The 18,139-nt window shown below is 70.1% G+C and carries 19 protein-coding genes; 7 read left to right on the forward strand and 12 right to left on the reverse strand.

Annotation, left to right across the window (positions count from 1 at the left end; translation table 11 throughout):
- The first annotated feature begins 193 nt into the window (after positions 1–193).
- The 5 genes from ACIRR8_RS16415 (at position 194) to ACIRR8_RS16435 (ending at position 6,441) form a co-directional block, all read left to right on the forward strand.
- Complete coding sequence (locus ACIRR8_RS16415; RefSeq protein WP_404064668.1) at positions 194–1,642, forward strand: S8 family peptidase; 1,449 nt, start codon at positions 194–196, stop codon at positions 1,640–1,642.
- A gap of 48 nt (positions 1,643–1,690) precedes the next feature.
- On the forward strand, positions 1,691–2,917 hold the full coding sequence (locus ACIRR8_RS16420; RefSeq protein ID WP_404064671.1) for a S1 family peptidase: 1,227 nt from the start codon (positions 1,691–1,693) through the stop codon (positions 2,915–2,917).
- 268 nt (positions 2,918–3,185) lie between these two features.
- Positions 3,186–4,292 (forward strand): CU044_5270 family protein, encoded by a 1,107-nt coding sequence (locus ACIRR8_RS16425; RefSeq protein ID WP_404065498.1) that lies wholly within the window; start codon positions 3,186–3,188, stop codon positions 4,290–4,292.
- Between the two features lie 164 nt (positions 4,293–4,456).
- Entirely contained in the window at positions 4,457–5,452 is a 996-nt protein-coding gene (gene coaA, locus ACIRR8_RS16430; RefSeq protein ID WP_404064674.1) for a type I pantothenate kinase, read from the forward strand.
- 23 nt (positions 5,453–5,475) lie between these two features.
- Complete coding sequence (locus tag ACIRR8_RS16435; RefSeq protein ID WP_404064676.1) at positions 5,476–6,441, forward strand: DUF389 domain-containing protein; 966 nt, start codon at positions 5,476–5,478, stop codon at positions 6,439–6,441.
- 170 nt (positions 6,442–6,611) lie between these two features.
- Here the strand turns inward: ACIRR8_RS16435 and glmM are convergent, their stop codons facing one another.
- The 4 genes from glmM to ACIRR8_RS16455 form a co-directional block, all read right to left on the reverse strand.
- Positions 6,612–7,970: a phosphoglucosamine mutase gene (glmM, locus tag ACIRR8_RS16440; RefSeq protein ID WP_404064678.1), complete on the reverse strand. Its 1,359-nt coding sequence runs from the start codon at positions 7,968–7,970 to the stop codon at positions 6,612–6,614.
- Positions 7,971–8,213: 243 nt separating this feature from the next.
- Entirely contained in the window at positions 8,214–8,741 is a 528-nt protein-coding gene (gene rpsI / locus ACIRR8_RS16445; protein ID WP_010058767.1) for a 30S ribosomal protein S9, read from the reverse strand.
- Between the two features lie 44 nt (positions 8,742–8,785).
- Positions 8,786–9,229, reverse strand: coding sequence for a 50S ribosomal protein L13 (rplM, locus tag ACIRR8_RS16450; RefSeq protein ID WP_003966932.1), 444 nt, complete (start codon positions 9,227–9,229; stop codon positions 8,786–8,788).
- Between the two features lie 456 nt (positions 9,230–9,685).
- On the reverse strand, positions 9,686–11,305 hold the full coding sequence (locus tag ACIRR8_RS16455) for an ABC-F family ATP-binding cassette domain-containing protein (protein WP_404064681.1): 1,620 nt from the start codon (positions 11,303–11,305) through the stop codon (positions 9,686–9,688).
- Between the two features lie 66 nt (positions 11,306–11,371).
- On the opposite strand from ACIRR8_RS16455, the gene ACIRR8_RS16460 reads away from it, so the two are divergent.
- Entirely contained in the window at positions 11,372–12,217 is an 846-nt protein-coding gene (locus ACIRR8_RS16460; protein ID WP_404064684.1) for a hypothetical protein, read from the forward strand.
- Positions 12,218–12,274: 57 nt separating this feature from the next.
- Positions 12,275–12,616: a hypothetical protein gene (locus ACIRR8_RS16465; RefSeq protein ID WP_404064686.1), complete on the forward strand. Its 342-nt coding sequence runs from the start codon at positions 12,275–12,277 to the stop codon at positions 12,614–12,616.
- 12 nt (positions 12,617–12,628) lie between these two features.
- Here ACIRR8_RS16465 and truA read toward each other — a convergent pair whose 3' ends face one another.
- From truA to map, 8 genes are all read right to left on the reverse strand, one after another.
- Positions 12,629–13,486, reverse strand: coding sequence for a tRNA pseudouridine(38-40) synthase TruA (gene truA, locus ACIRR8_RS16470; protein ID WP_404064688.1), 858 nt, complete (start codon positions 13,484–13,486; stop codon positions 12,629–12,631).
- A gap of 90 nt (positions 13,487–13,576) precedes the next feature.
- A complete protein-coding gene (gene rplQ / locus ACIRR8_RS16475) occupies positions 13,577–14,092 on the reverse strand; it encodes a 50S ribosomal protein L17 (protein WP_018510586.1) in 516 nt (171 codons plus the stop codon).
- A gap of 188 nt (positions 14,093–14,280) precedes the next feature.
- The gene (locus ACIRR8_RS16480) at positions 14,281–15,303 is read right to left on the reverse strand and encodes a DNA-directed RNA polymerase subunit alpha (protein ID WP_003966937.1); all 1,023 of its coding nucleotides are present in this window, start codon (positions 15,301–15,303) and stop codon (positions 14,281–14,283) included.
- 137 nt (positions 15,304–15,440) lie between these two features.
- Positions 15,441–15,845, reverse strand: a complete 405-nt coding sequence (gene rpsK / locus ACIRR8_RS16485) for a 30S ribosomal protein S11 (protein WP_003956432.1) — start codon at positions 15,843–15,845, stop codon at positions 15,441–15,443.
- 104 nt (positions 15,846–15,949) lie between these two features.
- Positions 15,950–16,330: a 30S ribosomal protein S13 gene (gene rpsM, locus ACIRR8_RS16490; protein ID WP_014047799.1), complete on the reverse strand. Its 381-nt coding sequence runs from the start codon at positions 16,328–16,330 to the stop codon at positions 15,950–15,952.
- Between the two features lie 197 nt (positions 16,331–16,527).
- Positions 16,528–16,641 (reverse strand): 50S ribosomal protein L36, encoded by a 114-nt coding sequence (gene rpmJ, locus ACIRR8_RS16495; protein ID WP_003956441.1) that lies wholly within the window; start codon positions 16,639–16,641, stop codon positions 16,528–16,530.
- A gap of 60 nt (positions 16,642–16,701) precedes the next feature.
- Complete coding sequence (infA, locus tag ACIRR8_RS16500; RefSeq protein ID WP_003956442.1) at positions 16,702–16,923, reverse strand: translation initiation factor IF-1; 222 nt, start codon at positions 16,921–16,923, stop codon at positions 16,702–16,704.
- 189 nt (positions 16,924–17,112) lie between these two features.
- Positions 17,113–17,949, reverse strand: coding sequence for a type I methionyl aminopeptidase (gene map / locus ACIRR8_RS16505; protein WP_404064691.1), 837 nt, complete (start codon positions 17,947–17,949; stop codon positions 17,113–17,115).
- Between the last annotated feature and the right edge of the window lie 190 nt (positions 17,950–18,139).

Genomic DNA, 18,139 nt, shown 5'->3' on the forward strand with positions numbered 1-18,139 from the left:
TCGACCGATCACTCGGACCCCACAGTGATCAGCCGTATCTCGACAGGCTCCCGTCCCACCGGGTTCCCGAGAGCTGAGCATGCGCGTGCCCTTGATTCCGCACCCACGCATGCGCCACCCCCCTCTGATTGTCATGCCCCGTTCGAGCTGGTCGACCTGCTCGATCTGCCCGAACGGATCGAAAGGAACCGACGTGCACGGTTTTACCCCCCTCCGCATATCCGTCGCGCTCGCCACCGCCGCCGCTGTCATGGGCACCGGCGTCGCCTTCGCCGGCAGCTCCCCCGACACCGCCCGCCCGGCCCAGACGTCCGCCCCTGCGGCGTCCGACCCCACCGAGGCCGCCCAGGGCTTCATCGTCGGCTACAAGTCCCATGCCGAGGAGGCCAGATCGAACGCGGCGATCGTGAAGGACGCCAAGGCCAAGGGCGACCGGGCCGGCGAACGCCTCTCCTTCGAACGCCGTCTGGGAACGGGCGCCGCCCTCGTGGAGCTGCCCGACACCGCGAAGCCCGAGGACACCCGGGAAGCCATGGCGGCCTTCCGGTCCGACCCCGACGTCGCCTATGTCGTCCCCGACCGCCGGGTCTTCCCCACCGCGGTCGACCCCGCCGAGTACCGCTACCAGTGGGACCTGTACGAGTCCCGGGCCGGCATGAACGTTCCTTCGGCCTGGAAGCAGGCCACCGGCAAGGGCGTCACCGTGGCGGTCATCGACACCGGCATCACCAAACACACCGAGCTGGGCTCCCGGCTGGTGCCGGGATACGACTTCATCTCCAACTCCTGGACGGCCACGGACGGCGGCGGCCGCGACAGCGACCCGTCCGACACCGGGGACTGGGCCAACCGCGGCGAGTGCGGCCGGGACAGGAACGGCAACCCGGTCCCGGCCCGTGACACCAACAACTCCTGGCACGGCACCCATGTAGCCGGCACCATCGCGGCCACCGCCAACGGCTACGGCACGGTCGGCGTGGCCCACGAGGCGAACATCCAGCCGATCCGCGTCCTCGGCAAGTGCGGCGGATCGACCTCCGACATCATCGACGCGATCACCTGGGCGTCCGGCGGAACGGTCTCCGGAGCGCCCGCCAACAAGACCCCCGCGGCGGTCATCAACATGAGCCTCGGCGGCGGGTTCACCTGCGACCAGGCGTACAACACCGCCATCAAGGCCGCCGTGGACCGCGGAACCTCCGTCGTCGTGGCCGCCGGCAACGACAACGCCGACGCCTCCGCCTACAGCCCGGCCGGCTGCGGAAACGTCATCACCGTCGCCGCCTCCGACCGCGAGGGCAACCGCGCGGCCTACTCCAACTACGGCAGGTCCGTCGACGTCACCGCACCCGGCGGCGAGACCACCGTCCGTGCCGACGACGGCATCTGGTCCACGATCAACAAGGGCACCCGCTCGCTCGGCAGCGAAGGCTACGCCTCCTACCAGGGCACCAGCATGGCCACTCCGCACATCGCCGGTCTGGCCGCGCTGCTGAAGCAGACGAGCCCCTCCCTCACCCCCGCCCAGATCGAAACAGCGATCAAGAACAACACGCGCGGCCTGCCCGGCTCCTGCTCCGGCGGCTGCGGCGCCGGCCTCGCCGACGCGGCCAGGACCCTCACCGCCGTCACCGGCAACTGACCCGGTCCTGAGCACGCCCGCACGGCACCGCACCCCCCAGGAGAAGACGTGAACAAGTTCAGCAAGACGCTGTCGATCGGCGCGATAGCCGGAGCGGTCGCCCTGACCGGAGGCATGGCGGCCGCCTCACAGCCCGCCACCACCGATCCGACGCCCGCACCGACCACCCGTACGCAGCCCACCGGCATGGTGAAGGCGCTCGCCGACTCGCTCGGCGTCTCCGTCGCGGAGGCCGAGCGGAAGCTCGACCGCCAGGAGGCCCAGCAGCGGACCCTGGAGCGCCTCGGCGCCTCCGGAGTGCCCATCGGCAGCGCGTACTTCGACGCCCGGGGCACCCTCACCGTCGACGTCACCACCGCACGGCAGGCCGCCGACGTGAAGGCGGCCGGACTCGCCGCCCGCATCCCGGCCCGCGCCCCGTCGGCGCTCGACCGGATCAAGGCGGAGCTCGACCGGCTCGCCGAGAGGAAGCTCCCGGCCGGCGTGGAGTCGTGGCACGTCGACCCGGCCGGCAACAAGGTCGTCGTCACCGTCCGCGACACCGCCGACGCCACCGGGCGGGCCTTCGTCGCCGCCGCGCGCGCCCACGGCCCGGCCGTCACCGTGGAGACCACCACCGACGACGCCCCGCAGGCCGCCGCCGCCATCGCGCCCGGCAGCAAGATGAACATCAACACCTCGGATGTGAACGGCAATTACTGCTCCGTCGGCTTCGGAGCCCGGGACCAGCAGGGCCGGCAGTACCTGGCCACCGCCGGCCACTGCGTCAAGGGCCCGGACACGCTGTACTTCAACGGCTCGCAGTTCGCCAAGGGGACCAAGACCCGCTTCGCGCACGGCTACGACAGCGTCGACATGGGCATCGCCGCCATCAGCTCCGGCAACTCCGTCACCACCACGGTCGGCGGCTGGCGCGTCGTGGCGGACACCCCGGTCAAGGGGGGCCAGCGGGCCGCCGTCGGTTCGACGGTCTGCAAGTCCGGTGCGACCACCGGGTGGACCTGCGGCACCATCAGCAGCTACAACCACTCGGTCACCTACACCGACCCGGGCCAGCCGCAGACCCTGGTCAAGGGCCTGGCCAAGTCCACCGTCTGCATCCACAAGGGCGACAGCGGCGGCGCCTGGATCACCAACCAGGGCCAGGCCCAGGGTGTGACGTCCGGCTCCAGCAACACCGGCTGCGACGGCAGCTTCGGCAGCGGCGCCAGCTGGATGCAGCCGCTGGACGACCTGCTCCGCCACTACGGCCTGACGCTGAACACCACGTCCTGACCGGAACCCGATGAGAACGGCGGCCACCCGACCCCCCGTCGGATGGCCGCCGCCCCTTGCCCGCGCCCGTGCCCGTGCGCGACCTTGACCTTCGTGACGACCGGCGGGCTCATCCCCTTGCCCGTACCCGTGCCCGTGCCCGTGCCCGGACCCGACGGGTCAGTCGTCCGACTCCACCGACGGCAGCTGGGTCTCCACCACTCCGACCCACGACCCCCAGGACGTCACGGTGACGTTGAGCCGGTCCCCCGTGTCCCGGGCCACCCCGGTGTACTCGCCGGCCGGCTCCCCCACGGCCCGGCCCACCCCCGACGGTGCCGACGACGCCGACGTCATCGCACAGTCCCTCGACGAGCCCGAGCTGTTCGCCGGGCTCTACGACCGGCACGCCCCGGACATCCACCGCTACGTCGCCCGCCGGCTCGGGGAGGGCCCGGCGGACGACATCACCGCGGAGACGTTCCTCATCGCTTTCCGCACCCGGCACCGGTACGACACCGCCCACCGGCTGGCCCGGCCCTGGCTGTACGGCATCGCCGCCAACCTGATCGGCAGGCACCGGCGTACCGAGGTACGGGCGCTGAAGGCGCTGGCCCGTACCGGTCACGACCCCGTCGCCGCGTCCTGGAGCGACCGGGCCGCCGACTACCTGGAGCGGCAGAAGGTCCCGCCGGAGCCGCGCAGCGACCAGCGGATCCACCTCCGCGAGGTGGACGGCGCCTCCGGGAACGCGCAGGCCGTGAAGGAGCTCCGGGAAGCGGGCGTCGAAGTGCCCCCGGAGCTCAGCTCCGACCGGTGGATCCCGTACGACGGCAAGGACGCCGGGAACGACGTGTCCGACACCGACCACCGGACGGCCCGCGAGTCCTACCGCATCGCAGCCGCGCTGCCGGAGAACCCGGAGGCGCTGCTCGCGAAACTCCGCGCGACGTTTCCCACCGGGGACGGGACGGACGGCGGGGAGGAGGAGAGCGAGGACGCGCACTCCTTCCGCGCCGTCTCCGTCCTGCTCCGCTCGTATCCGATCCCGCCGGACGCCATGGCCCGGATCTACCGGGCGCTGGCCACGGTCAAAGGCGTCAAGGTGACCCACCACCTGGTCGAGGACGCGGCAGGCCGGGAGGTCATCGCGGTGGTCCGGCAGGAGCACATGGAGTTCACCCGGACCGATCTCCTGATCGACCCCGTGGACTACGGCTACGCGGGCACCCGCGAGGTCGTCGTCGAGTCGTACGGGACCGTCGGCTCCGACGAGGAGCCGGCCGAGCAGCGGGAGCCCGGCGACGTCCTCATCGACATCGCCCGCACCCACGCCGCCGTCGTCGACGCCAAGGGCGACACGGGCGACAGGGGCGACAGGGGCGACAAGCCCTGACCGTACGGCTCGCAGGAAGCCCGGGCACGGGCCCGGTGTCCGGCACAGGGGAGCGGACACCGCGCCCGCGTCCGCCGTACGGAGGCGGCCCGACATCCACGGGCCCGACACCCACGTGACCGACCCCACCCCCCACTCCGTTAAAACTCCCGCAACAATGAAGGGTGATCACTTCGCCCGCACGGAGCCCGCAGCGCCGCACCGAGCATGCGCCGACCCCTTACGTCGACCTCTCGCGCGACGAGTGGAGCGCCCTGAGGGACAAGACGCCGCTGCCGCTGACCGCCGACGAGGTGGAGCGGCTGCGCGGGCTCGGGGACGTCATCGACCTGGACGAGGTACGGGACGTCTACCTGCCGCTCTCCCGGCTCCTCAACCTGTACGTCCAGGCCACGTCCGGGCTGCGCGGTGCGCTGAACACCTTCCTCGGCGACGCCGGGAACGGGCACGGGGAGCAGCGCGGGACCCCGTTCGTCATAGGGGTCGCGGGCAGTGTCGCCGTCGGCAAGTCCACCAGCGCCCGTATCCTCCAGGCGCTGCTGGCCCGCTGGCCCGAGCACCCGCGCGTGGAGCTGGTGACCACGGACGGGTTCCTGCTGCCGATGAAGGAGCTGCGGGCGCGCGGGCTGACCTCGCGCAAAGGGTTCCCGGAGTCGTACGACCGGCGGGCGCTGACCCGGTTCGTGGCGGACATCAAGGCGGGCAAGGACGAGGTGACCGCGCCGGTCTACTCGCACCTGATCTACGACATCGTCCCCGGTGAGCGGCTCACCGTCCGCCGCCCGGACATCCTCATCGTCGAGGGGCTCAACGTCCTGCAGCCCGCGCTGCCCGGCAGCGACGGCCGGACGAGGGTCGGGCTGGCCGACTACTTCGACTTCAGCGTCTACGTGGACGCGCGCGCCGAGGACATCGAGACCTGGTACCTCAGCCGCTTCCGCAAGCTGCGCGACACGGCGTTCCAGGACCCGTCCTCGTACTTCCGCAAGTACACCCAGGTCTCCGAGGAGGAGGCCCTGGAGTACGCGCGCACCATGTGGCGGACCATCAACAGGCCGAACCTGATGGAGAACGTGGCTCCGACGCGCGGCCGTGCCACTCTGGTCCTCCGCAAAGGGGCGGACCACAAGGTCCAGAAGCTCTCCCTGCGCAAGCTCTGACACTTCCGGGGAAGGTGTGCCGCGTGCTGCATCTGCGTCTCATCGTGCCCGCCGCGACCACCGACGAGGTCGTCACCCTGCTGGAGTCCACCGTCGGCACGGCCCACCTCGTGGTCCTGCCCGGCGCGGCCCGCTCCCCGGCCGGGGACGTGGTGATGTGCGACGTCGCGCGGGAGGCCGGTGACGAGCTGATCGCCGCGCTGCGCCGCCTCGGCATCGACGAGTCCGGGGCGATCAGCATCGAGCACCTGGACCTCACGCTCTCCTCGCGCGCCGACAAGGCGGAGCGCGAGGCGCCGGGCGACAGCGCGGACGCGGTGCTGTGGGAGGAGCTGACGGAGGCGACGCACGAGGAGTCGACGTTCTCCATCACGTACGTCTCCTTCCTCGCGCTGGCCACCATGCTCGCCGCCTGCGGGGTGATGCTGGACAACGCGGTGCTGATCGTGGGCGCGATGGCGGTGGGCCCGGAGTTCGGGCCGCTGGCCGGGATCTCCACGGCCATCGTGCAGCGCGCGCCCCGGCTGGTGGCGCGCTCGCTGTGGGCGCTGGTCGGCGGCTTCGCGCTGGCGATGATCATCACGGCCGGGTTCGCCTGGCTGCTGGACGCCGTCGGCCTGTTCGAGAAGTCGATGATCGAGGCGGAGCGGCCGATCACGGGGTTCATCTGGCAGCCGGACTGGATGTCGTTCGTCGTGGCGTTCCTGGCGGGCATCGCCGGAACGCTCTCCCTCACCTCCGCGAAGTCCGGGGCGCTGATCGGCGTGGCGATCTCCGTGACGACGGTCCCGGCCGCCGCCAACGCGGCCGTCGCGTTCAGCTACTCCGACTACCAGCAGACCGTCGGCTCCGGGCAGCAGCTGCTCGCCAACCTCGGCGGGATCGTCCTCGCGGGCACGCTGACGCTGCTGCTGGAGAAGGGCCTGTGGCGGGTCCGGCGCACGCAGAAGCCCCCGGCGGGCACGCCGGGGGCTTCGGTGCGCAGGTGAGCCGGGGGCTTCGGTGCGCAGGTGAGCCGGGGGCTTCGGTGCGCAGGTGAGCCGGGGGCTTCGGTACGACGGCCGAGGCTTCCGCAGTAGGCCTTTAGGCCTCCGTAGTACGTCCACGGGGCCTCCGTAGCACGTCCACGGGGGCTCCCGTACGCCGGTGAGGCGGCGGCTCAGCCCAGCGCGGACTTCACCACATCGGCCAGCCGGCCCGCGACCGCGCGCGCCTGCTCGATGTCGGCGGCCTCGACCATGACCCGTACCAGCGGCTCCGTACCCGACTGGCGCAGCAGGACACGACCGGTGGAGCCCAGCTCGCGCTCCGCCTCGGTCACCGCGGTGGCCAGCTCGGAGGAGGTGGCGACCCGGGACTTGTCGACGTCGGGGACGTTGATGAGGACCTGCGGCATCCGCTCCATGACCCCGGCCAGCTCGGCGAGGCTCCGGCCGGTGGCGGCGAGGCGGGCCGCCAGCATCAGGCCGGTCAGCGTGCCGTCACCGGTCGTGGCGTGGTCCAGGACGATGACGTGGCCGGACTGCTCGCCGCCGAGCGCGAAGCCCTCGGCCTTCATCGACTCCAGGACGTAACGGTCGCCGACCGCCGTCTGCACGAGCTGGATGCCCTCGCGCTCCATGGCGATCTTGAAGCCGAGGTTCGACATCACGGTGCCGACGACGGTGTCCTTGCGCAGCTGCCCGGCCTCCCGCATGGCGAGGGCGAGCACGGCGAGGATCTGGTCGCCGTCGACCTCCTCACCGGCGGCGTCCACGGCGAGGCAGCGGTCGGCGTCACCGTCGTGGGCGATGCCGAGGTCGGCGCCGTGCTCGACGACGGCGGCGCGCAGGAGGCCCAGGTGGGTGGAGCCGCAGCCGTCGTTGATGTTCAGGCCGTCCGGCGTCGCGCCGATGGTGACGACCTCGGCCCCGGCCCGCGCGAACGCCTCGGGCGACACCCGGGCGGCGGCGCCGTGCGCCTCGTCCAGGACGACCTTCAGCCCGTCGAGCCGGTTGGGGAGGACGCCGATGAGGTGGGCGACGTACCGGTCGAAGCCCTCCGTGTAGTCGGTGACCCGGCCGACGCCCGCGCCGGTCGGGCGGCTCCACGGCTCGCCGGTGCGGTGCTGCTCGTAGACCGTCTCGATCCGGTCCTCCAGCTCGTCGGCGAGCTTGTGGCCGCCGCGCGCGAAGAACTTGACGCCGTTGTCCGGCATGGCGTTGTGGCTGGCGGAGAGCATCACGCCGATGTCGGCGCCGAGCGATCCGGTGAGGTACGCCACGGCCGGCGTCGGCAGCACGCCGACGCGCAGGACGTCGACGCCGGCGCTGGCCAGACCGGCCACCACGGCGGCTTCCAGGAACTCTCCGGAGGCCCGGGGGTCGCGGCCGACCACGGCGGTCGGGCGATGGCCCTCGAAGGTGCCCGCCTCGGCGAGTACGTGCGCCGCCGCGACCGAGAGCCCGAGCGCGAGCTCGGCCGTCAGATCCGCGTTGGCGACACCGCGCACTCCGTCCGTACCGAAGAGTCGTCCCACTGGTGTCCTCCGAAGTGCTCAGAAACCGCAAAAAACAAAGCGAAGCGAAGCTAAACAACCACAACTACAAGAACAGCAAAGCGGCCGGGCAGGCGGCATGACACGGCCCGGGCGGCAGAGTCCGCACGTGCGGGCCGATGAACGTCTTATGCCGTTATACGCCTGCGGGGCCCGATAAACGAACGCCCCAGCAGCACGGAGTGCGCCGCCGGGGCGTTCGGGTAATGCGGACGAGCAGGCGATTTAGCGCTTGCTGTACTGCGGGGCCTTACGGGCCTTCTTGAGACCGGCCTTCTTGCGCTCGACCGCACGGTCGTCGCGGGAGAGGAAGCCGGCCTTCTTCAGCGTGGCGCGGTTGTTGTCCACGTCCGCCTCGTTCAGCGCACGGGCCACACCGAGGCGCAGGGCGCCGGCCTGACCGGAGACGCCGCCACCCGAGATGCGGGCGATGACGTCGTAGCGGCCGTCGAGCTCGAGCACCTTGAAGGGCTCGTTGACTTCCTGCTGGTGCACCTTGTTGGGGAAATAGTCCTCAAGGGTGCGACCGTTGATCTTCCACTTGCCGGTGCCCGGAACGATCCGGACGCGGGCGATGGCGTTCTTGCGACGGCCAAGGCCGGCCGCGGGCTGCGGGTCGCCGAAGCGGCCGGCGAGCGACTCGGAGGTGTACTCACCCTCGACGGGGACCTCCGACTCGAAGGTGGTCACCTCGGCGAAGGTCTCCTCGCCCTCGGTGCCCTCGACGGGGTTCTCAACAGTGGTCTCGGCCACGATTCTCCTCAGATCTTTCTGTACGTCTTAGGGGGTGGCCGGAACTACTGCGCGACCTGGGTGATCTCGAACGGGACCGGCTGCTGAGCAGCGTGCGGGTGCTGGTCGCCCGCGTAGACCTTGAGCTTCGAGAGCATCTGACGGCCCAGGGTGTTCTTGGGGATCATGCCCTTGATGGCCTTCTCGACGGCCTTCTCGGGGTTCTTCGCGAGGAGCTCGTCGTAGCGCACCGAACGGAGACCGCCCGGGAAGCCCGAGTGGCGGTACGCCATCTTCTGGGTCTTCTTGTTGCCGGACAGGTGCACCTTGTCGGCGTTGATGATGATGACGAAGTCGCCCATGTCCATGTGGGGGGCGTAGATCGCCTTGTGCTTGCCGCGGAGGAGATTGGCAGCCGTGGTGGCCAGACGCCCCAGGACGATGTCCTGAGCGTCGATGATGTGCCACTGGCGAGTGACATCGCCGGGCTTGGGGCTGTACGTACGCACTTCGTAGCCTTCGCTTCTTAGTGGATGAGGTCCAGACAACACATGGCACCCCTGAAGCGATCATGCAGCTGGGGCTCACACTGCCGGGACACCGCCCGTATGCGAGCCACTGGTAACTGCTCCAGAGAACCTACGTAGGGGCCCGTCGCGTGAGAACGACGACCCGATACGTATAACAAACCTCGACAGTACCCGCCCGCCCCCGGACGGGTCAAAACGGCCACTTTCAGCCCCGTCGGCTTCCCCAGCCCCGCCGGCGCTTGAGGCGACCTTCCCAGCCCCTCCGGCGTTTGAGGCGACCCTTCCAGCCCCGCCGGCGTTTGAGGCGACCTTCCCAGCCTCGCCGGCGTTTGAGGCGCGGGGGCCCGGGGGCAGAGCCCCCGCAACGGCGCCGCACGGCAACCCGCACCAGCACCCGCCACACCCCACCCCGCCGAGCCGAGCCGACCGCCAAGGTCACCGCACTCGCTGAACCCTCCGCTCATCCCACACCGGCTCAGCCGTCTCCCGCACCACCCCGTCCGACCCGAACACCAGATACCGGTCGAACGACTTCGCGAACCACCGGTCGTGCGTGACGGCCATCACCGTCCCGTCGTACACCTCAAGCCCGTCCTGCAACGCCTCCGCCGACTCCAGGTCCAGGTTGTCCGTCGGCTCGTCCAGCAGCAGCGCCGTCGTCCCCGCCAGCTCCAGCAGCAGGATCTGGAACCGCGCCTGCTGCCCGCCGGAGAGCCGCTCGAACGCCTGGTCCCCCTGTCGCTCCAGCTCGTACCGCCGCAGCACCCCCATCGCGCCGCCCCGGTCCTTCGCGTGCTCGGACCAGAGGATCTCCACCAGCGTCTTGCCGAGCAGCTCCGGATGCGCGTGCGTCTGCGCGAAGTGCCCCGGCACGACCCGCGCCCCGAGCTTCCACTCCCCCGTGTGCGCCACCGGTTCACCGGCCAGCAGCCGCAGGAAGTGCGACTTGCCGGACCCGTTGGAGCCGAGGACGGCGACGCGCTCCCCGTAATAGATCTCCAGGTCGAAGGGCTTCATCAGCCCGGTCAGCTCCAGGCCCTTGCAGGTCACCGCCCGCACCCCGGTCCGGCCACCGCGCAGCCGCATCCGGATGTCCTGCTCGCGCGGCGGCTCCGGCGGCGGTCCGGCCTCCTCGAACTTCTTGAAGCGGGTCTGCATCGCGTGGTAGCGGTTGGCCATGTCGGGGCTGTTCGCCGCCTGCTGCCGCATCCGCAGGACGAGCGCCTTCAGCCGGGCGTGCTCCTCCTGCCAGCGCCGCAGCAGCTCCTCGAACCGCGCGAACCGCTCCTTGCGGGCGTCGTGGTACGTGGCGAAGCCGCCACCGTGCACCCACACATCGCTGCCGGCCGCGCTCGGCTCGACGCTGACGATCTTCTCGGCCGCTCGGGAGAGCAGCTCGCGGTCGTGGGAGACGAAGAGGACCGTCTTACGGGTCTCCTTCAGCTTCTCCTCCAGCCACCGCTTGCCCGGCACGTCCAGATAGTTGTCCGGCTCGTCGAGCAGCAGCACCTCGTCGGGCCCGCGCAACAGCGCCTCCAGGACCAGCCGCTTCTGCTCACCGCCGCTGAGCGTGCGCACCTCACGCCACTGCGCCTTCTCGTACGGGACACCCAGCGCGGCCATCGTGCACATGTCCCAGACCGTCTCGGCCTCGTACCCGCGCGCCTCCGCCCAGTCGCTCAGCGCCTGCGCGTACGCCATCTGCGCGGCCTCGTCGTCGACGGTGAGAATGCGCTCCTCGGCCGCGTCGACAGCCTTCGCGGCCTCCCTGATCCGGGGCTGGGCCACCGACACCAGCAGGTCCCGTACGGTCCGCTCGTCCCGCACCGACCCCACGAACTGCGGCATCACCCCGAGCCCGCCGCTCACCGAGACCGTGCCGCCGTGCGGCTGGAGCTCGCCGGCGAGCAGCCGGAGCAGGGTCGTCTTGCCCGCTCCGTTCGCCCCGACGAGGGCGACGACGGCTCCGTCGGCCACCCGGAACGAGGCGTCGCCGAGCAGCACCCGCCCGTCCGGTAGGTAGTACTCCAGGTGGCCCGCTTCAAGATGTCCCATACAGAGCATTGTCACGGCCCGCGAAGCCATGGCCCAACCGGTTTACGCACCCTCTAGGATTCGCGCATGAGTTCATGGCAAGGGGGGCCCTCCTGGGGGCCAGGGGACAACGGAACTCCGGACTGGGCCGCGCTCGCCGACGAGTCCGCGGCGCGAGCCCGCCGGAAGCGCTGGCTGATGATCGGCGGCGGGATACTGGCCACCGGACTGGTCGGGGCGATCGTGGCGACCGCCGTGGTCACCACGGGCGGCAGGAGCGACCCGACCGGCAGCGCGAGCGAACTGCCGGCACCGGCCGACCTCCCCGAGGACACGTCGGCGCCCGAGCCCTCCTTCTCGTCGGTGGCGCCGCCGCCTCCGCCGGACCCGAAGGAGTACATATCCAGCGCCGGCAAGGACAAGGCGCCGATCACCGTCGGCAGCTTCTTCCCCGGCGAGAAGCTCGCCATGGGTGACCGCGTCCACGTCAAGGGCGCCACCAACCGCACCACCGACTGCGCGACCGGCACCCAGGGCGCCCTCGGCGCGGTCCTCACGGGCAACGGCTGTGAGCAGCTGATCCGCGCGACGTACAGAAAGGACGAAGTGGCCGTCACCGTCGGCATCGCGGTCTTCGACACCGAGGCCCGCGCGAAGAAGACGGTCGACCAGACCTCCGGCGGCCTCGCCTCCCTCAGCGGCGCGGGCGTCCCCACGTTCTGCCGCGGCGGCACGGTCTGCCGCCGCACGACCAACTCCTACGGCCGGTACGCCTACTTCACCGTCGGCGGCTTCACCAACGGCACCAGCGTCACCGCGCAGGACAGGGACGTCTTCGCGGTCGGCGACGACCTGACGAACTTCGTCTTCCGTCAGATCCACCAGCGCGGCCGGGTCCAGGCGTCACAGGCGGCGGCGGAACCGGCGCAGTAGAGGACCGCATCCGGGGGCGGCTCACGCCACACATAAATGAACATGTTCAATAACCCCATGAACACTCTCGGCCCTCGCAGCGTGCCCCGTCTCATCTCCGTCGGCTACGTCGGCCTGGTCCTGGCTGTCGCCCTGGCCGACGAGATCGCCGGTCATCCGTCGGCCCTCGACGCGGCGATGACGCCGGCCGCCTTCCCCGGCTCCATCCTGGTGCTGGTCTCCGTGCTCTACCCGCTGAATCTGCTGGCCGGCGACGACTCGTTCGAGGGGGAGAGCGGGTTCAGCCTCCTGACCCCGCTGTTCCACGGCACCGGCGCCCTGGTCAACGTGCTGATCGTGTGGGCCGTCATCGCCTTCGTACGCCACTTCCGGAACGAGGCCCGCCGCAGCGGCCGCTGACCGCGCACCACCTCAGCAGCACCCGGCGGCCCCCGGCAACGTCCTGACGTTCCGGGCCTCTTCGGCGCGCGCCGCCAGCAACTCGTCCGCCGGATAAGCCACTTCCTCCAGCGTCAGCCCGTGCGGCCGCACCACGTGCACTCCGGGGTCGCGGACCTTCGCCGCGAGCACCTCGGCGGGCCAGGCGGCCGGGCGGCGGCCGTCCCCGACGAACAGCGCCGCACCGATCAGGGCGCGGACCATGTTGTGGCAGAAGGCATCCGCCTGCACGGTCGCGGTGAGGACCCCGGACTCCGCCTCCCGAACCCAACTCAGCTTCTGCAGCGTACGGATGGTGGTCGCGCCCTCGCGCTTCTTGCAGTACGCGGCGAAGTCGTGCTCGCCCACCATCAGCGCGGCCGCCTCGTTCATCGCCTCCAGGTCCAACGGCCGGTCGTGCCACAGCACATGACCGCGCGTCAGCGGATCGACCCCGCCGGGCCGGTCGCCGACCCGGTAGGCGTAACGCCTCCAGAGCGCGGAGAAGCGGGCGTTGAACCCGGCCGGGGCGGGAGCCGCGCGCCAGATCCGTACGTCCAGCGGCAGCCGTCCCGCCAGCCGCCGCAGCAGCTTCTCCTCATGCTCGGCCCACACCGCCTCCGGCAGGTCCACGTGCGCCACCTGGCCGCGCGCGTGCACCCCGGCGTCCGTGCGGCCCGCCACCGTCAGGTCGTACGTCACCGGCGACCGGGTCACGGTCCGCAGGGCGTCCTCGATCTCGCCCTGCACCGTCCGCCGGCTGGTCTGCTTCGCCCAGCCGGAGAAGTCCTTGCCGTCGTACGACAGGTCCAGCCGCACCCGTACGAACCCGGGCTCCGCCTCGTCACTCACCGCGTCATCCTCTCCCTGCCCCTGCTCAGCAGAACGGGCCCGCACCGCCCCGAAGGGAGATGCGGGCCCGTCCCGTGGTCCTTAAGACGCTCAGGCGTCCTTGGACTCCTCGTCGGCCTTCTCGACCGGCTTGGCGTCCTCGACGGCCTCGGTGGACTCGGCCTTGGCCTCGTCCTTCTTGGCGGCGTCTTCCTTGACCGCGCGCTTCGTCGCGGCCTCGGCCTCACCGGTGGCCTGCTGGGCCACGGTCAGCGCCTCGACCAGCTCGATGACGGCCATCGGGGCGTTGTCGCCACGACGGTTGCCGATCTTGGTGATACGCGTGTAACCACCGGGGCGGTTCTCGTACCGGGGAGCGATCTCGGTGAAGAGCGTGTGGACGACGCTCTTGTCCGTGATCGTCTGCAGCACCAGGCGACGGTTGTGGATGTCGCCCTTCTTCGCCTTGGTGACGAGGCGCTCGGCGACGGGGCGCAGGCGGCGGGCCTTGGCCTCGGTCGTCGTGATGCGGCCGTGCTCGAACAGCGACTTCGCCAGGTTGGCGAGGAGCAGACGCTCGTGCGCGGCGCTGCCGCCCAGACGGGCACCCTTTGCGGGACGCGGCATGGTGATTCTCCTTGTGTGCTGCACCGGCCGTATCAGGTACCGGTGTCAGTTCCCGTGAAGCGGACGCCTCACGGAAGTCATAGCTGCCGGACATCGGCCGAAATCGAGCCCGTCCGGCGATTGAGGACAAAGCCTCAGCCCCGGCCCGGGGCACCCTCGAATACCGGGTACCCCAGCCGGGAGGCGACTCAGTACTGCTCGGTCTCCACGAAACCCGCGTCCGCGTCGTCGTCGGCGCCGAAGGCGTCCGCCGCGGCGGTCGGGTCGAAGCCGGGAGGCGAGTCCTTCAGCGCGAGGCCCATACCGGCCAGCTTCGCCTTGACCTCGTCGATCGACTTCGCACCGAAGTTGCGGATGTCGAGCAGGTCCGCCTCGGAACGGGCCACGAGCTCACCCACGGAGTGGATGCCCTCGCGCTTGAGGCAGTTGTACGAACGGACCGTGAGCTCCAGCTCCTCGATCGGCAGAGCCAGATCGGCGGCGAGAGCGGCGTCCGTCGGGGACGGGCCCATGTCGATGCCCTCGGCGTCGATGTTGAGCTCGCGCGCCAGACCGAACAGCTCGACCAGGGTCTTACCGGCCGACGCCATGGCGTCACGGGGACGCATGGCCTGCTTGGTCTCGACGTCGACGATCAGCTTGTCGAAGTCGGTGCGCTGCTCGACACGGGTCGCCTCGACCTTGTACGTGACCTTGAGCACCGGCGAGTAGATGGAGTCGACCGGGATGCGGCCGATCTCCTGGCCGACCTGCTTGTTCTGGACGGCGGAGACGTAGCCGCGACCGCGCTCGACGGTCAGCTCCATCTCCAGCTTGCCCTTGCCGTTGAGCGTGGCGAGAACGAGGTCGGGGTTGTGCACCTCGACACCGGCCGGAGGCGCGATGTCGGCGGCGGTGACCAGACCCGGGCCCTGCTTGCGCAGGTACATCACGACCGGCTCGTCGTGCTCCGAGGAGACGACCAGCTGCTTGATGTTGAGGATGAGGTCGGTGACGTCCTCCTTGACGCCCGGCACGGTGGTGAACTCGTGCAGGACACCGTCGATCCGGATGCTGGTGACAGCGGCACCGGGGATCGAGGAGAGGAGCGTACGGCGGAGGGAGTTGCCGAGGGTGTAACCGAAGCCCGGCTCCAGCGGCTCGATCACGAACCGGGAGCGGAACTCGTCGACGACCTCTTCGGTCAGCGACGGACGCTGAGCGATAAGCATGCGGTGATCCTTCAGTCGTGGGCACCCACTATTTGATGCCCGACAGTGAAACAAGGGTACGGGCGGTACGCCCCGAATGAGGCGTACCGCCCGGACCTGAACGCTACTGACGCACGGCCGTCACCGGCCGTAGCGGGTCAGACGCGGCGACGCTTCGGCGGACGGCAGCCGTTGTGCGGCGTCGGGGTGACGTCCTGGATCGAACCGACCTCCAGGCCGGTGGCCTGGAGCGAGCGGATCGCGGTCTCACGGCCGGAGCCGGGACCCTTGACGAAGACGTCGACCTTGCGCATGCCGTGCTCCTGCGCGCGGCGGGCGGCCGACTCGGCGGCCATCTGCGCGGCGAAGGGGGTGGACTTGCGCGAGCCCTTGAAGCCGACGTGGCCGGCGGAGGCCCAGGAGATCACGTTGCCCGAGGGGTCCGTGATCGAGACGATGGTGTTGTTGAACGTGCTCTTGATGTGCGCGTGGCCGTGAGCGACGTTCTTCTTTTCCTTGCGACGCACCTTCTTGGCTGCGCCCTGACGACCCTTGGGGGGCATGTCTTGACTCCAGATGGAGAGGGGAGGTGATCGGTCCTACAGCGAAGACCGCTGGTTGCTGCGGGTCCCGGAGGACCGGAGATCCGCAGTGCGTCCGCTGAGGACTACTTCTTGCCCGGCTTCTTCTTACCGGCGATGGCGCGACGCGGGCCCTTGCGGGTACGCGCGTTCGTGCTGGTGCGCTGACCGTGGACCGGCAGACCGCGGCGGTGACGAATGCCCTGGTAGCAGCCGATCTCGATCTTGCGGCGGATGTCGCCCTGGATCTCGCGACGGAGGTCACCCTCGGTGCGCAGGTTGGCGTCCACGTACTCGCGGATCTTGACCAGGTCCTCTTCGGCCAGGTCACGAACGCGGGTGTTGGGGTTCACGCCGGTGGTGGCGAGGATCTCCTTGGACCGGGTGCGCCCGATACCGAAGACGTAGGTGAGGGCAACCTCCACGCGCTTTTCGCGCGGGATGTCAACACCTGAAACGCGTGCCATTCAATGGCTCCAGTTGTTAGTTCGGGGGTCTTCCGCAGTACCGCTCCCGACCGCCGACCACCCACGAGGAGTGGTGGTACGTCCGGGTCCCCGGCCCCCGCCGGAGGTGTCGTCAGCCGTGCGGCTTGGACGGGCACTGCGTATGTACGTGCTTACGTGCGTCGCGCGAAGAACTGCGAGATGCAGGGGGTCGTGCGTCAGCCCTGGCGCTGCTTGTGGCGCAGGTTGTCGCAGATGACCATGACCCGACCGTGACGGCGGATCACCTTGCACTTGTCGCAGATCTTCTTGACGCTCGGCTTGACCTTCATGGGATGTCAGGTTCTCCGGGTCAGTGCCATCACCGCGCCGAAACGGGGTGCGGGCAAGATCTACTTGTAGCGGTAGACGATCCGGCCACGCGTCAGGTCGTACGGAGAGAGCTCCACCACGACCCGGTCATCCGGAAGGATACGGATGTAGTGCATCCGCATCTTGCCGCTGATGTGCGCCAGGACCTTGTGACCGTTCTGGAGCTCCACCTTGAACATTGCGTTCGGGAGGGACTCGATCACGGTGCCCTCAATCTCGATGGCACCTTGCTTCTTGGCCACGCTTCGCCTTTCGAATCGGCTACCTTGATCGGCTCCTGCGATCCCCTGTCCTACCTGCGGACATACGGATGCACCGGAGCCGACGAGTCAGTCTACGTCAGCGGACTCCAAAAGACGAATCCGTCAAGTTTGCCCACTGCCGGTGATCCTTAGACCTGCCGGATGGGTTGGTTCACGCGAGAGAGTCGTTCACGCCAGCGGGTCGGGCGCCGCTTCGATCCCGTACTCCGCGAGCTTCGCCCTGCCGCAGTCCGGGGCGGTCAGGACCAGCGGGCCCTGCTCGGTCAGCGCGATGGAGTGCTCCCAGTGCGAGGACCAGGTGCCGTCCGTCGTGATGACCGTCCAGTCGTCGGCGAGGGTCTCCGTACGGGCCGTGCCGAGCGAGACCATGGGCTCGATCGCCAGGCAGACGCCCGGAACCAGCTTGATGCCCTTGCCGCGCTTACGCGAGACGTAGTTCAGCAGGTGCGGGTCCATGTGCATCTCGGTGCCGATGCCGTGGCCGCCGAAGTCCTCGATGATCCCGTACTTGCCGGTGGCCGGACGGGGCTGGCGGCGGATGTACGTCTCGATCGCCTTGGAGATGTCGACGAGGCGGTTGTTCACCTTCATCGCGGCGATCCCGGCCCACATCGACTCCTCGGTCACCCGCGAGAGCTCGACCAGCTCCGGAGCGTGACCGGTGCCCACGAAGGCGGTGTACGCGGCGTCGCCGTGCCAGCCGTCCACGATGGCGCCGGCGTCGATCGAGATGATGTCGCCGTCCTTGAGGACCGTCTTCTCGTCCGGGATGCCGTGGACGACGACCTCGTTGACCGAGGTGCAGATGGTCGCGGGGAACCCGCTGTAACCGAGGAAGTTCGACTTCGCGCCGTGGTCGGCGATCACCTTGCGCGCGACCTGGTCCAGGTCGCGCGTGGTGGCGCCGGGGACGGCCGCCTCACGGGTGGCCGCGTGAATGGCAGCGACCACCAGCCCCGCCTCGCGCATCTTCGCGATCTGCTCGGGGGTCTTGATCTGCACCATTGCTCGGCGCCTCTCTGCATCGTCGGTGACGGGGGACGGGTCCGCCGCGCGCCCGTACCCCACGATACGGGCGCAAGCAGTCGGGCGGGGGGGCGCCGGGGGGGGGCGGGGCCCCGCCCCCCGGCGGGGGGGGGGGGGGGGGGGCCCGGGGGGGGCGGGCTGGTGGTCCGCGCCCCGGGGGGCGCGGGCC

Origin of the sequence: Streptomyces sp. NPDC101178, from assembly GCF_044767965.1 — a bacterium.
Taxonomy (GTDB): domain Bacteria; phylum Actinomycetota; class Actinomycetes; order Streptomycetales; family Streptomycetaceae; genus Streptomyces.

Bases quoted from the DNA above. Each gene is read 5' to 3' on its own strand.
- rplQ (WP_018510586.1), bottom strand. From the start codon at position 14,092: ATGCCGCGTCCCGCAAAGGGTGCCCGTCTGGGCGGCAGCGCCGCGCAC.
- ACIRR8_RS16480 (WP_003966937.1), bottom strand. From the start codon at position 15,303: ATGCTTATCGCTCAGCGTCCGTCGCTGACCGAAGAGGTCGTCGACGAG.
- ACIRR8_RS16460 (WP_404064684.1), top strand. From the start codon at position 11,372: ATGAGTTCATGGCAAGGGGGGCCCTCCTGGGGGCCAGGGGACAACGGA.
- ACIRR8_RS16455 (WP_404064681.1), bottom strand. From the start codon at position 11,305: ATGGGACATCTTGAAGCGGGCCACCTGGAGTACTACCTACCGGACGGG.
- ACIRR8_RS16465 (WP_404064686.1), top strand. From the start codon at position 12,275: ATGAACACTCTCGGCCCTCGCAGCGTGCCCCGTCTCATCTCCGTCGGC.
- rpmJ (WP_003956441.1), bottom strand. From the start codon at position 16,641: ATGAAGGTCAAGCCGAGCGTCAAGAAGATCTGCGACAAGTGCAAGGTG.
- rpsK (WP_003956432.1), bottom strand. From the start codon at position 15,845: ATGCCCCCCAAGGGTCGTCAGGGCGCAGCCAAGAAGGTGCGTCGCAAG.
- rpsM (WP_014047799.1), bottom strand. From the start codon at position 16,330: ATGGCACGCGTTTCAGGTGTTGACATCCCGCGCGAAAAGCGCGTGGAG.
- map (WP_404064691.1), bottom strand. From the start codon at position 17,949: ATGGTGCAGATCAAGACCCCCGAGCAGATCGCGAAGATGCGCGAGGCG.